The organism is Roseovarius sp., from assembly GCF_965277045.1.
Classification (GTDB): Bacteria; Pseudomonadota; Alphaproteobacteria; order Rhodobacterales; family Rhodobacteraceae; genus Roseovarius.
The window spans coordinates 3410903-3423978 of sequence record NZ_OZ255712.1; the positions used below are offsets into that span (position 1 = coordinate 3410903).

At 64.1% G+C, this 13076-nt stretch carries 15 protein-coding genes; 8 read left to right on the forward strand and 7 right to left on the reverse strand.

Translation table 11 applies throughout. The features are described 5' to 3' along the window. The first annotated feature begins 10 nt into the window (after positions 1 to 10). The 3 genes from ACQY4V_RS17010 to ACQY4V_RS17020 are packed head-to-tail and all read left to right on the forward strand — an operon-like array spanning position 11 to position 2816. Positions 11 to 967 (forward strand): FecCD family ABC transporter permease, encoded by a 957-nt coding sequence (locus ACQY4V_RS17010; protein ID WP_428517283.1) that lies wholly within the window; start codon positions 11 to 13, stop codon positions 965 to 967. Further along, complete coding sequence (locus ACQY4V_RS17015) at positions 964 to 1785, forward strand: ABC transporter ATP-binding protein (protein ID WP_428513703.1); 822 nt, start codon at positions 964 to 966, stop codon at positions 1783 to 1785. The genes ACQY4V_RS17010 and ACQY4V_RS17015 overlap by 4 nt, the downstream gene beginning before the upstream one ends. Further along, entirely contained in the window at positions 1782 to 2816 is a 1035-nt protein-coding gene (locus ACQY4V_RS17020) for an SIP domain-containing protein (RefSeq protein WP_428513705.1), read from the forward strand. Before ACQY4V_RS17015 ends, ACQY4V_RS17020 begins: the two co-directional genes overlap by 4 nt. 200 nt (positions 2817 to 3016) lie before the next feature. Here the strand turns inward: ACQY4V_RS17020 and ACQY4V_RS17025 are convergent, their stop codons facing one another. Then, a complete protein-coding gene (locus ACQY4V_RS17025) occupies positions 3017 to 3400 on the reverse strand; it encodes a helix-turn-helix domain-containing protein (RefSeq protein WP_428513707.1) in 384 nt (127 codons plus the stop codon). A gap of 51 nt (positions 3401 to 3451) precedes the next feature. Between ACQY4V_RS17025 and ACQY4V_RS17030 the strand changes: the two genes are divergently transcribed. Next, entirely contained in the window at positions 3452 to 3994 is a 543-nt protein-coding gene (locus ACQY4V_RS17030) for a hypothetical protein (RefSeq protein WP_428513709.1), read from the forward strand. Positions 3995 to 4052: 58 nt separating this feature from the next. Here ACQY4V_RS17030 and ACQY4V_RS17035 read toward each other — a convergent pair whose 3' ends face one another. From ACQY4V_RS17035 to ACQY4V_RS17050, 4 genes are all read right to left on the reverse strand, one after another. After that, positions 4053 to 4394, reverse strand: a complete 342-nt coding sequence (locus ACQY4V_RS17035; protein WP_152494222.1) for a DUF2853 family protein — start codon at positions 4392 to 4394, stop codon at positions 4053 to 4055. Positions 4395 to 4609: 215 nt separating this feature from the next. After that, on the reverse strand, positions 4610 to 5440 hold the full coding sequence (locus tag ACQY4V_RS17040; protein ID WP_428513711.1) for a hypothetical protein: 831 nt from the start codon (positions 5438 to 5440) through the stop codon (positions 4610 to 4612). Between the two features lie 165 nt (positions 5441 to 5605). Beyond that, the gene (gene ahcY, locus ACQY4V_RS17045; RefSeq protein ID WP_428513713.1) at positions 5606 to 6994 is read right to left on the reverse strand and encodes an adenosylhomocysteinase; all 1389 of its coding nucleotides are present in this window, start codon (positions 6992 to 6994) and stop codon (positions 5606 to 5608) included. 115 nt (positions 6995 to 7109) lie between these two features. Next, complete coding sequence (locus ACQY4V_RS17050) at positions 7110 to 7424, reverse strand: hypothetical protein (RefSeq protein ID WP_428513715.1); 315 nt, start codon at positions 7422 to 7424, stop codon at positions 7110 to 7112. A 293-nt stretch (positions 7425 to 7717) separates the two neighbouring features. Between ACQY4V_RS17050 and ACQY4V_RS17055 the strand changes: the two genes are divergently transcribed. Both ACQY4V_RS17055 and ACQY4V_RS17060 read left to right on the forward strand, forming a co-directional pair. Then, positions 7718 to 8284, forward strand: coding sequence for an HD domain-containing protein (locus ACQY4V_RS17055; protein ID WP_428517285.1), 567 nt, complete (start codon positions 7718 to 7720; stop codon positions 8282 to 8284). Then, the gene (locus tag ACQY4V_RS17060; protein WP_428513717.1) at positions 8281 to 8772 is read left to right on the forward strand and encodes an N-acetyltransferase family protein; all 492 of its coding nucleotides are present in this window, start codon (positions 8281 to 8283) and stop codon (positions 8770 to 8772) included. Before ACQY4V_RS17055 ends, ACQY4V_RS17060 begins: the two co-directional genes overlap by 4 nt. On the opposite strand, the gene ACQY4V_RS17065 is transcribed toward ACQY4V_RS17060, so the two are convergent. Together ACQY4V_RS17065 and ACQY4V_RS17070 are read right to left on the reverse strand one after the other, a co-directional pair. Then, the gene (locus ACQY4V_RS17065; RefSeq protein ID WP_152494227.1) at positions 8761 to 9312 is read right to left on the reverse strand and encodes an ActR/PrrA/RegA family redox response regulator transcription factor; all 552 of its coding nucleotides are present in this window, start codon (positions 9310 to 9312) and stop codon (positions 8761 to 8763) included. The two genes, ACQY4V_RS17060 and ACQY4V_RS17065, sit on opposite strands and share 12 nt — an antisense overlap. A gap of 68 nt (positions 9313 to 9380) precedes the next feature. Further along, entirely contained in the window at positions 9381 to 10007 is a 627-nt protein-coding gene (locus ACQY4V_RS17070) for an SCO family protein (RefSeq protein ID WP_428513720.1), read from the reverse strand. Positions 10008 to 10095: 88 nt separating this feature from the next. On the opposite strand from ACQY4V_RS17070, the gene regB reads away from it, so the two are divergent. Together regB and ACQY4V_RS17080 are read left to right on the forward strand one after the other, a co-directional pair. After that, on the forward strand, positions 10096 to 11490 hold the full coding sequence (gene regB / locus ACQY4V_RS17075) for a sensor histidine kinase RegB (protein ID WP_428513722.1): 1395 nt from the start codon (positions 10096 to 10098) through the stop codon (positions 11488 to 11490). A 71-nt stretch (positions 11491 to 11561) separates the two neighbouring features. Continuing rightward, entirely contained in the window at positions 11562 to 13070 is a 1509-nt protein-coding gene (locus tag ACQY4V_RS17080; RefSeq protein WP_428513724.1) for a PAS-domain containing protein, read from the forward strand. Positions 13071 to 13076 lie beyond the last annotated feature (6 nt).

A 13076-nucleotide genomic window follows, 5' to 3' on the forward strand; every position in this document is an offset into this window, starting at 1 on the left:
TGTTGCCCTCATGATGGGCATCCTCGTCGCGGGCGTCGGGCTGACGCTGGTCACCGGCCCGACCATGACCCCGCCATCGGACCTTCTGCTCGTGCTGTCCGGGCACGACGTGCCCGGCGCAAGTTTCAGCATCCTGGAACTGCGCCTGCCCCGCACGATGCTGTCGATCCTTGCCGGCATGAGCTTCGGACTTGGCGGGGTGATCTTCCAGACACTGCTGCGCAATCCACTGGCCAGCCCGGACATCATAGGCATCAGCGCCGGCGCCAGCGCGGCGGCCGTGTTCGCCATCGTCGTCCTGGGCTGGAGCGGGCTGGCCGTCTCGGTCGCCGCGGTCGTTGCCGGGATGATGGTGGCCCTGCTGATCTACCTGCTGGCCTGGCGTGACGGAGTGTCGGGCGCACGACTGATCCTGATCGGCATCGGGATCTCTGCCATGCTCGACAGCATGATCGCCTATGTCCTGTCGCGCGCCCCGGCGTGGTCGCTGCAGGACGCCTTGCGCTGGCTGACCGGGAGCGTGAACGGCGCGACCTTGTCCGAAGCGCTGCCCGTCCTTCTGTCGCTGGTCGTGCTGGGAGGCACGCTTCTGGTCCGGCGCGGCAATCTGGAGGTGATGCGCCTTGGCGATGACGCCGCCGCCGCGCTGGGTGTTCCGCTGCGTTTCGAAAAGCTGGTTTTGGTCATGGCCGCCGTCGGGCTGATCGCGGTGGCGACGGCGGTGTCGGGGCCGATAGCCTTTGTCGCCTTCCTTTCGGGGCCGGTTGCCGTGCGAATTGCCGGCACTGGCCGGACGCCCTTGCTGGCCTCCGCCCTTGTGGGTGCCTTGCTTGTCCTGCTGGGCGATTACGCAGGTCAGCACCTGTTATCGGGGCGCTATCCCGTGGGCGTCATCACCGGGGCCCTTGGCGCGCCATACCTCATCTATCTGATCATCAGATCCCACCGCAGCGGAGGCGGCTCATGAGCACACTGCACGTCGCAGCACTGGAGGCCGGATACGGCACGCGAAAGATCCTCACCGGCCTCGACGTCACCGTGCCTCCGGGGGCCATATCCGCGATTGTCGGGGCCAACGCCTGCGGCAAGTCCACGCTTCTGCGGTGTCTCGCGCGGCTGTTGCGGCCAAGCGCCGGGCAGGTCGTGCTCGATGGCCGCTCGGTGCGCGATATCCCGACACGCGAGCTGGCCCGCCGGATGGGCCTCTTGCCACAATCGCCCATCGCCCCGGACGGCATCACCGTGGCGGACCTCGTCAGTCACGGCCGCCATCCGCATCAGGGTATCTTGTCGCGCTGGACAGGTGCCGATGACAAGGCGATCGCCGCCGCGCTGGAGGCGACGCGGACCACCGACATTGCCGAGCGGGAGATCGACCAGTTGTCCGGAGGACAACGCCAGCGGGTCTGGATCGCCATGGCTCTGGCGCAGCAGACGGATATCCTCCTGCTCGACGAACCGACGACCTTTCTGGATATCGCGCACCAGGTCGAAATCCTCGACCTTCTGGTCGATCTGAACCAGGCCCGCGGCACGACCATTGTCATGGTCCTGCACGATCTCAACCTTGCCGCACGCTATGCCGACCACCTGATCGCAATGCGCGGTGGCACTGTGCACGCGGCGGGCACGCCGGACACCGTTCTGACGGAACGCATGGTGCAGGAGGTTTTCGGTGTGGCCTGCCGGGTCATGCCCGATCCCACCTCCGGCCAGCCGATGATGCTTCCTGTGGGCCGCCATCGGGCCAGCCCCGCACCGGAACGTCGAGAGGTCGCATCATGAGTAATACCCTGCACGCGAACGCGCTGTTCCGGGGCACCTTGCCGGACGATATCATTCCGCACGTCTCGGCCCATGCCCGCGAGGCCGACCTTCCCGTGGAAGAGACCGAGGCCGGCCTGCTGGTGAGACCACCTCTGGCATCCGTGTCGCTCGAGGTTGACCGCGCAGGCCTGCAGGTGCGTATCGAGGCCGCGGACGCGACGGCATTGCAGAACATTCGCGATTACCTGCATCACATTCTGGATCACGTCGCACCCGGCCTGACCCAAGGCGCGACCTGGGCAGGCGATATCCAGCGCAACCGCGCGCCGCTCAACTTCTGCACCGCCACGGTTCAAGGTGTCCGGCGCGTCGGGCCGAATTTCCTGCGGGTCACGCTCGACTGCGCCGACACCTTGCGCCTGTCGAAGGAAAGAGGAATGCATTTCGCCCTTCTTCTGCCCTCCGAAGGACGCGCGCCCGTCTGGCCGCGCCTCGACGCCAATGGACGTACAGTGATGCCCGACGGCGAGGATCGTTTGCATCGCGCGGCCTACACCTTTGTGGCGCTCGATCCGGACAGGGGGCGCTTCACGTTCGACGTGTTCGAACATGAGGGCGGGCGTGCGACACGTTGGGCCCGGACGGCGCGTCCCGGCGATATCGTCGGCATCAGCGGCCCCGGCAGCGGTGGATTTCCGAGCGCGCGACATCTTCTGATCGCCGGAGACGAGACGGCCCTTCCGGCGATCCGACGTATCCTCGAGACGTCAGGACCCGACCGGCGAGGTCACGCCATTCTCGAGGTGGGCACGGACGCCGACATCTGCGACCTGCCGCGTCCCGACGGGATCGCCCTGACCTGGTGCGTCCGACAGCGGCAGGAGAGGCTGTGGGATCATCTGTCGCAAGCGCCCTTGCCCCCGGGACCCGACCGTTACGTCTGGGTTGCCGCCGAAAAATCCCTTGTCCGAGATGCGAAAGCAAGGTTTCGACACACGCTCGGGCTTGATGCGGACAAGGGTTATTTCGCGTATTACTGGGAGGCCTGATCCAGTGTTGCAAGGACCAGTTACTAATAGAGATCTCTCCAACAACTTGGACTCGCCAGCGAATTAGGGTCATTCAAACGACGCGACAAGCGTGTCTCATCCTTTGACGACGCACGTACCGTCCCACTGATTCAAGCCAATAGATCGAAAGGCGAAAGTTCTCATTGGTTGGTCCCACAGGATACCGAGACCCTTACGGGTCACTGTCTCGTTTCCTGAGGGAAGTACCAACTTTCAGGCAGGTTCGCTTTTTCGCGATCATGTTGGACTTTATCGAAATCACATTTTTTCTGAATTTCCTGGCTTGGCGCGCGACCGAACTGCTTGCGGTAGGCGGTCGAGAATGCCGCAGAGCTTGAGTGGCCTACTCTCATCCCCGCCTCTGTGACTGATGGTCTTTCACGTCTAAGAATGCTTTGCGCAGTTTGGAGGCGAAGATCGCGATAGTATGCAGGCCCGTGAGAAGCGCGATGACGAGCGAGGCCCCGGCGGAACACCGCCATCGGCTTTGTCAGGTTATTGACGCGCGCCGGCTGCATGCGTGTCCCGAAATCTGAACCGGCAGGCGTGAAACCACGACCCATTTTGCAGGGGCGTGCTAAGATGCGCTCCGTCCTTCTGTCGGAGTACGTCTCATGAAATGTCGCGCCCTTCTGGCCTTCGTGGTTGGTGCCCTGCTGCCGCTTGCGGGTGTCGCCTGTGAACCGCCGGCGGTTTATTACGTCCCATACGAGCCGCGCCCGGGCACGGCAGCGCCGGACGAGATCGCCCGGTACGTCGCCCGGACAAAACCCGTGATCCGCAACGCGTCGCTGGCGCGCGGGGCGCCGGGCGAGTCGTCGCTCTGCGGGGGAATGGGCTATATCAGTGTCGAACTGGCGCTGCCGCCCGGGGCGCCCTTCACGATGGGCCAGATCGGGGCCGAGGTGACGCTGGTCGAGGGCCGGTTCCACGATTTCGTGTTTCCGAAAGGTCCGGTCATGCCCGACGACACGGCCGCCGACACGCTGACCCTCGGCAACGCGTGGTATGACGGACAGCCATCCGAGCAGCAGAGGATCGACGCAGTGTTCAACGCGGTGCTTGTCGCGCCGGACGGCACACGCGGCCCGGCCACGCGGATCGTGGTGAGATCCGTTCCCAAACGGGGCGGGCGGGATCCCGACGTGTCGCGCTGAGGCATCACACGCGAAAACGCCCGCCGAAGGGGCGGGCGCCTGATACTCTCGGCCGGTCTCAGCCGTAGGCCGATTCCTTGCCGAAATGCTTGGTCAGCATGTAATAGATCACCGCGCGGTACTTGTTGCGCTCGGACTTGCCGTAGGTCTCGATGCACTGGTTGATCGCATCCATCAGTTGCGGCCCATCGGACAGACCCAGCTTCTTGATCAGGAAATTGTCCTTGATGGTCTCAAGCTCGTGGTCCTGGCCGGCTGCCACGGTCGCGGCATCAGCGTTGTAAATCGCCGGCCCGCAGCCGATCGTGACCTTGGTCAACAGGTCCATGTCCGGGGTCATCCCGCATTTCGTTTTCAAATCGTCAGCATATCTTGCGATCAATTCGTCACGGCGTCCCATAAAGTCTTCTCCCACCTGTCCCGGCGTCCCACCGGGGCGTGTTTTCAGTTCCGGCGCAAAAGCCACGGGCAGGATAGCCACAGACGAACACCCGACAAAGGGAATTCTCGCCGACATTCCCCGGAACGACCCGGCGCAGCCCCCGATGCGGACGCGCAAAGGGCGCCCTCCGAAGGAGAGCGCCCAGCGCCTGCGTACCGATGCAGGGGTACGATTTACATCGCGGTGTCGAGCGGCACGTCGTCTTCCAGACCTTCCACGCCGGTCTCGTCGAACTCAGGCTGTGCCTTCAGCTCTTCTTCGGTCCACGAGCTCAGCATCATGCCTTCGCCTTCGGGGGCCATCGAGAACTCTTCAAGCGGGATGGCGACGGTGTATTCGCCCAGGCCAAGGAAGCCACCGATGCCGATCACGGCAGCAAGGCTTTCACCCTGGCGCACGATGTAGTCGATCTCGCCGACGTCTTCACCGGCTTGGGTGGTCACGTTCTGGCCAAGGATGTCGCCGACCAGCATGCCGCTAAAGCTGCTGTCCATGCCACCTTCGGTGCTGGTGACCGCGTTGCCGTCGTCGGCACCCGTCTCGGTGTCGGCTTCGGTGTCGGCCGCCATGTTGTCGGACGACTCGGTTTCAGCGTTGGTTTCGGTGTCCGCTGCCATGTTTTCGTCCGACGTCTCGACATCGGCTTCGGTGTCCGTGGCAACATCGCTGTCGGTCATGTCGTCAGCGGCTTCGTCGGTCGATTCTGCAACGTCATCGGCTGCTTCCTCGGTCTCGTCGGCTGCGCCTTCGGCCATGTCCTCGGCACCTTCGGCCGCATCTTCTGCCGTGTTTTCAACGGCCTGTGCCGAATCTTCGGCAGCGTCTTCGACAGCTTCGCCGGTGTTCTCGGCGCTCTGTTCCAGCTGCTCCGACGTGTCCTGGGTTTCCGCTTCAGCCGATTGCTCGGTGGTGAGCGTGCCTTCGGCATCCGTATCGGATTGGGCAATGGCTGCGCCGGTCATCAGGGCAATGGCGGCAACAGAAGTTGTCAGGGTCTTATACATTGGATCTTCCTCCTTTGCGTTATGTCGCCTCAACATCGCCCGGACAAAGATAGTTCCCGGCGGAATCGAAAATGCCGCCCGGCGGGGTGCGGGGCGGCATTTTTCCGCCGAATAAGGCGGGTAGGTCCCTGAAAATTCGGGGTTTCCGCGAAACCCCTTTCGTTTTCAGTAGCGGTAATGTTCCGGCTTATAGGGACCTTCGGGCGAGACGCCGATATAATCGGCCTGCTCTTTCGCCAGTTGGGTCAGCTTCACGCCGATCCGGTCCAGGTGCAGGCGGGCGACCTTTTCATCCAGGTGCTTGGGCAGGATGTAGACCTTGTTCTCGTACTCGCCGCCGTTCTTCCACAGTTCGATCTGCGCCAGAACCTGGTTGGTAAAGCTGGCCGACATCACGAAGGACGGGTGGCCGGTGGCATTGCCGAGGTTCAGCAGGCGGCCCTCGGACAGCAGGATGATGCGGTTGCCCGAGGGCATCTCGATCATGTCCACCTGTTCCTTGATGTTGGTCCACTTGTGGTTCTTCAGGCTGGCGACCTGGATCTCGTTGTCGAAGTGGCCGATATTGCCGACGATCGCCATGTCCTTCATCTCGCGCATGTGCTCGATGCGGATCACGTCCTTGTTGCCGGTGGTGGTCACGAAGATGTCGGCGGTCTTCACCACATCCTCCAGCGTGGTCACCTGGAAGCCGTCCATCGCCGCCTGCAACGCGCAGATCGGGTCGACTTCGGTGACGATCACCCGCGCACCGGCGCCTTTCAGCGAGGCGGCAGAGCCCTTGCCCACGTCGCCATAGCCCATCACGACGGCGACCTTGCCGGCCATCATCGTGTCGGTGGCGCGGCGGATCCCGTCGACGAGCGATTCCTTGCAGCCGTACTTGTTGTCGAATTTCGACTTGGTGACGCTGTCATTCACGTTGATCGCGGGGAAGGGCAGCTGCCCGTCACGCACCAGTTGATAGAGGCGGTTGACCCCGGTGGTGGTTTCCTCGCTGACGCCCTTGATCTGGTCGCGGATCTTGGTGAACCAGCCGGGGGAAGCCTCCATCCGTTTCTTGATCTGGGCCTTGATGACCTCTTCCTCTTCCGAGGTCGGCGTCGGGATCACATCCTCGCCCGCCTCGGCCCGCGCGCCCAGCAGCACGTAAAGCGTGGCGTCGCCGCCATCGTCGAGGATCATGTTCGGCCCGTCCTCGAACAGGAACGACTTGTCCAGGTAATCCCAGTGCTCTGCCAGCGTCTGGCCCTTGATCGCGAAGACCGGCGTGCCGCCCTCGGCAATCGCCGCCGCGGCGTGGTCCTGCGTGGAAAAGATGTTGCACGACGCCCAGCGCACATCGGCGCCCAGTTCCACCAGCGTCTCGATCAGAACGGCGGTCTGGATCGTCATGTGCAGGCTGCCGACGATGCGCGCGCCCTTCAGCGGTTTGTCTGCTCCGTATTCCTCGCGCAGGGCCATCAGGCCCGGCATCTCGGTTTCCGCGATGTCCAGTTCCTTGCGCCCGAAAGCGGCAAGGCTGATATCCTTGACCACGTAGTCTTTTGCCATCTCGACGATCCTTGCATTCCAATGTTGCAAGGCAGATAGCACCCGACCCGCACATGGGCAATCCACAGTCGCGCGGATCGCGCCCCGGTTGACGCCAATTCGACGAAAACCTGATCTAGCTTGCCGATCCGAGGACCGGCGCGCCGGGCTCTTTCTGGTGCCAGTCGGTGCCCGATGCCACGATACAGGTCATGCCGTCGGGCATTGTCATCATCACGGTGAACGTTCCGGTGTTCTGCGACGACCATATCTCGACCAGCGCCTGCGTGTCGTCGTCGGTCTGCAGTCCGGCGGCGGTGGGCTGTTCGTCGTAATGGGCGGCAAGCCGTTCTACCACCGTTTCGCGGTCCGCACATTGCGCGGCGATGGCCGGTGCGCCGATGACGATTGCGCCCGATGCTGCCCAGACCGCTGTCAGTTGCCTGATCATCTCAAGCTCCTTTCACAGGTTTATCAAAGGCAGGCCGCAGCAGACCCGGCACGCCTCGCTTTTTGTCGCGGTCACGTCGATGCGGGGCGGTGCTCGATTGTTCTTATTGCCTCAAAAGCCCGGCATCGTTGGCAGCAGTGATGCGATGCGGTCAACGTGCGGCGCAAATGTGGCATTTGTGTGGCAATGGCCCCGCCAGCGAGGCTTTGCAATTCGGCTGGCCCGGGCCTAAACCATGAAAAAACGTCCTTGTAACGGAGTCCGCCGTGCCACCTCCCCGTGCCTGGCAAAAGATGCTGTCCGGTCGCCGGCTCGACCTGCTGGACCCGACGCCGGTCGATATCGAGATCGAGGATATCGCCCATGGCCTTGCCTTCGTGGCGCGGTGGAACGGGCAGACCGACGGCGATTTCGCCTATTCGGTGGCCGAGCATTCCCTGCTTGTGGAAAGGCTCTATTCACGCCTGATTCCGCGCCCCGAGCCGAAATGGCAGCTGGCCGCGCTCTTGCACGACGCGCCGGAATACGTGATCGGCGACATGATCTCGCCGGTGAAGAACGCGGTCGGCCCGGCCTATGACGAGCTCGACAAGCGGCTGGCGGCAGCGGTGCATCTGCGCTTTGGCCTGCCCGCCGCGATCCCGGCGCCGGTCAAGAAGATGATCAAGAAGGCCGACAAGATCAGCGCCTGGATGGAGGCAACCACCATCGCCGGCTTTTCCGAGGCCGAAGCGACTCGTTTCTTCGGCACGCCCCCGGCAGACATCATCGACGGCCTGCACATCGTGCTGCGCCCGCCGATGGAGGCCCGCGCCGACTATACCGCCCGCCACGCCGAGCTGATGCGCCTGACCGGATGATCCACGTCCGGCAGGCCAATCCGCTCGATGCCCGCCAGATGGCCGAGCTGTTGAACGAGATCGTCGCCAAAGGCGGAACCACGTCACGGACCAATCCCATCACGCCGGAAGAGATCCAAGAGGAAATGCGGCTCTATCCTGGCCAAAACTCGTGGATCCTGGCCGAGGAAGACTCCGCCAGGGTGCTTGGGTTCCAGCATATCGGCCCGCATCCCGACCTGCCGCCCGAGGCTGCCGACATCGCCACTTTCGTCCGTCTGGGCCAGACCGGGCTAGGCATTGGCTCGCAACTCTTCGAGGCGACCAAGCGGCGTGCCAGGCGCATCGGGTACGCGTGGATCAACGCCACGATCCGCGCCGACAACGACAGCGGCCTGACCTATTACCAAAGCAAGGGGTTCGAGGATTACAGGCGCCTGCCCGACACCGTGCTGGCCGACGGCACCACCGTCGACCGCGTGTGTAAACGCTACGACTTATCGCGGTGAGCGTTTGGCCAGGATGCGCTGCAAGGTCCGGCGATGCATGTTCAGCCGCCGCGCGGTTTCGCTGACGTTCCGGTCGCACAACTCGTAAACCCGCTGGATATGCTCCCACCGCACGCGGTCGGCACTCATCGGGTTGTCGGGCGGCGGCGGCATCTCGTCATCCTTGGCCAGAAGGGCGTTGGTGATGTCGGTCGCGTCAGCGGGTTTCGACAGGTAATCGGTCGCGCCGATCTTCACCGCCGCAACGGCGGTTGCAATCGCGCCATAGCCCGTCAGCACCACGACCCGGCTGTCGGGCCGCTTTTCGCGGATGGTTTCGACCACGTCGAGGCCATTGCCATCCTCCAGCCGCAAATCGCACACCGCATAGGCCGGCGGCCGCGCCGTGGCGATGGCTTGTCCTGCCGCCACCGAGCCGGCCATTTCCACCTCGAACCCCCGCTTTTCCATCGCCTTGGCAAGGCGCCGCAGAAAGGGTTCGTCGTCATCGACAAGAAGCAACGTCCTGTCGGCTCCGATCTCGGTCTGTCCGGCTGTCATGCAAGTCTCCTCCCGCTCGCGCCTTAAGGTGTAGCGCCGCCCCCATGATGCGTCAAACTATCGCAGGGTCAACTGGCATCTAAGTAGCACTGGACACGGTCGGCCATCTGCTCGGCGGTGTCATCCCGCCGGAAAAACTCGACAAAACCGTGGTCGGGCAGGGTGAGATAGGTGAAGGTCGAGTGATCCACGAGGTAATAGTCGGGATCGTCGCTGTCCTGCTTGGCCGAGAAGGCGCGATAGGCGGTGGTCGCCGCCTTCACCTGTTCCTCGCTGCCGGTCAGGCCCAGCAGGTCGGGGTGGAAGGCATCGGTGAACTCGCGCATCACCTCGACCGTGTCGCGCTCGGGGTCGACGGTGATGAACACCGGCTTCACGTCCTCGCCGCGCTCTTCCAGGATATCGACGGCGGCCACGTTGCGCGCATTGTCGATGGGGCAGACATCGGGGCAGAAGGTATAGCCGAAGTAGATCAGCGACGGCTTGTCGATCACGTCCTCCTCGGTCACCGTCTCGCCGGTTTCGCTGACCAGGGTGAACGGCCCGCCGATGGCACCGGCGCCGCCGGCCACCGCACCGCCCCGGCATTGCGCGAACTGATCGTCCCCGTTTCCGCCGCGCTGGGTGACGAAATAGGTCACGCCCAGCAGCACGATCACGGCCACACCTGCCAGAATTGCGTAAACTCGTGTCATGACGCCTGCCCTCACGCTAGGAATATCCACTTGCCTGTGGCACATCTAAAGTCACCCTTCGCCGAAGGAAAGAGAGACAAGATCACGCATGGCACACACCCACGCGCCGCCACAGGATTTCGGCTCGGGCCGACAGTCGATCCCCCTGCGCACGCTGATCATGCTGCGCTGGTGGGCGGTGACCGGCCAGTTGTCGGCACTTCTGGTGGCGCAATACGTGCTTGGTCTCAGCCTCGCCTTCGGCATGTGCTATTTCTTCGTCGGCCTGTCGATCATCTCGAATGTCACGGCGTATTTCATCTTTCCGGAGAACAAGCGCCTCAGCCAGCGCCAGACGCTGCTGGTTGTCCTGTTCGACATGCTGCAACTCAGCGTGCTGCTGTACCTGACGGGGGGTCTGCACAACCCGTTCTCGATCCTGATCGTGGGCCCGGTCACGGTGTCGGCCTCGGCGCTGACCGCCGGATCGACGATCTTCCTGGGCGGTGCCGCGATCCTGATCACGTCGCTGCTGACGCGGTTCTACATGCCGCTGACCACGCAGACCGGCGAACGGCTGTTCATCCCCGATCTTTTCCTGTTCGGAAACTGGGTCGCGATCCTGATCGCGGTGGTGTTCCTTGGTGTCTATTCCCGCCGGATCGTCTCGGAAATGTACGCCATGTCCGAAGCGTTGCAGGCCACGCAGATGGCGCTGGCCCGCGAACAGAAACTGACGGACCTGGGCGGGGTGGTGGCCGCGGCGGCGCACGAGCTGGGCACGCCCCTGGCGACGATCAAACTGACCAGCGCGGAACTGGCCGAGGAGCTGGACGACCACCCGGAGTTGCGCGACGATGCCCTGCTGATCCGCGAACAGGCCGACCGCTGCCGCGATATCCTGCGGTCCATGGGGCGGGCGGGCAAGGACGACCTGCACCTGCGCCGCGCGCCCCTGTCGGCCCTACTCGAAGAAGCCGCCGAGCCGCATCTCAATCGCGGCAAGGACATCCGGTTCGAGATCGTCGCCGACATCGCCCACGAGGGCGCGCAACCCACCGTCCTGCGCCGTCCCGAGGTCATCCACGGGCTGCGCAACCTTATCCAGAACGCGGTCGATTTCAGCCGGAACAGGGTCTGGATCGACAGCGAATGGACCGACCGGACCATCACCGTCCGGATCATGGATGACGGGCGCGGCTATCCGCAGCATTTCCTGGGCCGGATCGGCGAGCCGTTCATTCGCCGCCGCGCACCGCGTCCCGATCCCCAGCGTCCCGAATACGAAGGCATGGGTCTGGGCCTTTTCATTGCCAAGACCCTGCTGGAACGGTCCGGCGCCGACCTGACCTTTGCCAACGGCAGCGACGACCTGCGCAAGAAGGAGGCATATGCCGAGCGCACCGGCGCATTCGTCGAGGTCTCCTGGCCGCGAGGCAGCCTTGAAACCGACGACCAGCGCGGGCGGCAATCGCTGGGGGACAACCAGCTGATCCAGGGCTGACATCGCGACCGTTAACGGCCCATTAACCTTGAAAGGGCAAGGTAGCCGCGTCTCTGGACAGGACGCCTTGCATGGATGGCTTTTCGCCTCTCTTTCTTGCCGCCACGCTCATGGCCTCGGCCGCCGTTTCGCTGCTCGTGCTGTGGGCGCTTGGCCGATCCTGGGCGTCGAATACCCCAGATTCAAGGGGCAAGGCGTCCGGCTCCGGGCACCGCGCGACCTTCGTGTTCCAGGACGACATCCTCGTCGACCAGGATACCCCGGCCGAAACGATGCCGGGCGTTGCCTCCGGCGATATCGGCACTTGGTCCAGCCTGCGCAGCTGGCTGGGCTGCCGGTTCGGGCCGCTGCCCCGATCGCTCGATGACCTCGACGATGGCGAGTTGCGCGATCTGCCCGCGACCGATGTCGATGACATGGCAACGCTGTCGTTGTCGCGCCTCAACGATGGCGGCCGGGTCCAGGTGACGGATCCGGCGCGGGCCGGGCCCCTGGACCGGCACAGCACCCGGCGGCTCGGCGCCACGATCACGCGCTACCAGACGGTGTTCGATAAGGCCCCCTGCGCCGTGCGCATCCTTGATCCCGCCGGCCGGATGCTCTGGCAGAACGCGGTCTTCGCCAGCTACGACCCCGCGCAGGCACAGCATTTGATCGACACGGCAACCGCAAAGGACACGCCCACGCGCCTGCGGATGCCCGGCCCGGCCACGGCCGAAGACAGGGTCTGCGAGGTGGTCCATATCCGCGCCGGCGACGTTCGCGCCGTGTTCGCAACCGACGTCACGCAGGTCGCCAATGCCGAGGCGCTGCGCCGCGAGTTCATCCAGACCCTGACCAAGATCTTCGCCAACCTCACCACCGGGCTTGCGGTGTTCGACCGGCACCGCAACCTGGCGCTGTTCAACCCCGCGCTCCTTGACCTCACCGGACTGCCCGCGCCGATCCTGTCCTCGCAGCCCTCGCTGATCCAGTTTTTCGACAGCCTGCGCGACAACCGCGTTCTGCCGGAACCGAAGAATTACGCGTCCTGGCGGAACCAGATCGAGACCATGATCAGCAGCGCCGCCGGCGGGCTCTATCTCGAGGACTGGAACCTGCCGAACGGCATGACCTACCGCGTCACCGGGCGCCCGCACCCGGACGGGGCCATCGCGTTCCTGTTCGAGGATATCACCGACAACGTCTCGCTCGCCCGCCACTTCCGCAGCCAGATTTCCCTGTGCGAGGCCGTGCTCGACGCCAGCGACGAGGCCAAGATCGTCTTCGGGCCGGACAATATCGTGTCATTGTGCAACCGGCCCTGCCGGCAGTTGCTGGACATTGATCCCGATGCCTCCTTCGCCGACATGACCCTGCGCGAGGTGGTGACCGTCTGCGGCGAGTTCCTGCCGCGCGACGGGGTCTGGGGCCGGGTGGAGCAGGCGGTTCTGAACCGCGCCGCGCTGGAAGAGACACTGCCGCAACCGGGCGGCAGCACGCTGATATGCCGGGTCGGCCATCTGCCGGGAAATTCTGCGATCATCACGCTTCTGGCACAGCACGGCACGTCGCGATCACACGCGAAAGCACAGGCCTGACGCCGC

Bases quoted from the DNA above. Each gene is read 5' to 3' on its own strand.
- ACQY4V_RS17010 (WP_428517283.1), top strand. From the start codon at position 11: ATGATGGGCATCCTCGTCGCGGGCGTCGGGCTGACGCTGGTCACCGGC.
- ACQY4V_RS17015 (WP_428513703.1), top strand. From the start codon at position 964: ATGAGCACACTGCACGTCGCAGCACTGGAGGCCGGATACGGCACGCGA.
- ACQY4V_RS17020 (WP_428513705.1), top strand. From the start codon at position 1,782: ATGAGTAATACCCTGCACGCGAACGCGCTGTTCCGGGGCACCTTGCCG.
- ACQY4V_RS17025 (WP_428513707.1), bottom strand. From the start codon at position 3,400: ATGGGTCGTGGTTTCACGCCTGCCGGTTCAGATTTCGGGACACGCATG.
- ACQY4V_RS17030 (WP_428513709.1), top strand. From the start codon at position 3,452: ATGAAATGTCGCGCCCTTCTGGCCTTCGTGGTTGGTGCCCTGCTGCCG.
- ACQY4V_RS17035 (WP_152494222.1), bottom strand. From the start codon at position 4,394: ATGGGACGCCGTGACGAATTGATCGCAAGATATGCTGACGATTTGAAA.
- ACQY4V_RS17040 (WP_428513711.1), bottom strand. From the start codon at position 5,440: ATGTATAAGACCCTGACAACTTCTGTTGCCGCCATTGCCCTGATGACC.
- ahcY (WP_428513713.1), bottom strand. From the start codon at position 6,994: ATGGCAAAAGACTACGTGGTCAAGGATATCAGCCTTGCCGCTTTCGGG.
- ACQY4V_RS17050 (WP_428513715.1), bottom strand. From the start codon at position 7,424: ATGATCAGGCAACTGACAGCGGTCTGGGCAGCATCGGGCGCAATCGTC.
- ACQY4V_RS17055 (WP_428517285.1), top strand. From the start codon at position 7,718: ATGCTGTCCGGTCGCCGGCTCGACCTGCTGGACCCGACGCCGGTCGAT.
- ACQY4V_RS17060 (WP_428513717.1), top strand. From the start codon at position 8,281: ATGATCCACGTCCGGCAGGCCAATCCGCTCGATGCCCGCCAGATGGCC.
- ACQY4V_RS17065 (WP_152494227.1), bottom strand. From the start codon at position 9,312: ATGACAGCCGGACAGACCGAGATCGGAGCCGACAGGACGTTGCTTCTT.
- ACQY4V_RS17070 (WP_428513720.1), bottom strand. From the start codon at position 10,007: ATGACACGAGTTTACGCAATTCTGGCAGGTGTGGCCGTGATCGTGCTG.
- regB (WP_428513722.1), top strand. From the start codon at position 10,096: ATGGCACACACCCACGCGCCGCCACAGGATTTCGGCTCGGGCCGACAG.
- ACQY4V_RS17080 (WP_428513724.1), top strand. From the start codon at position 11,562: ATGGATGGCTTTTCGCCTCTCTTTCTTGCCGCCACGCTCATGGCCTCG.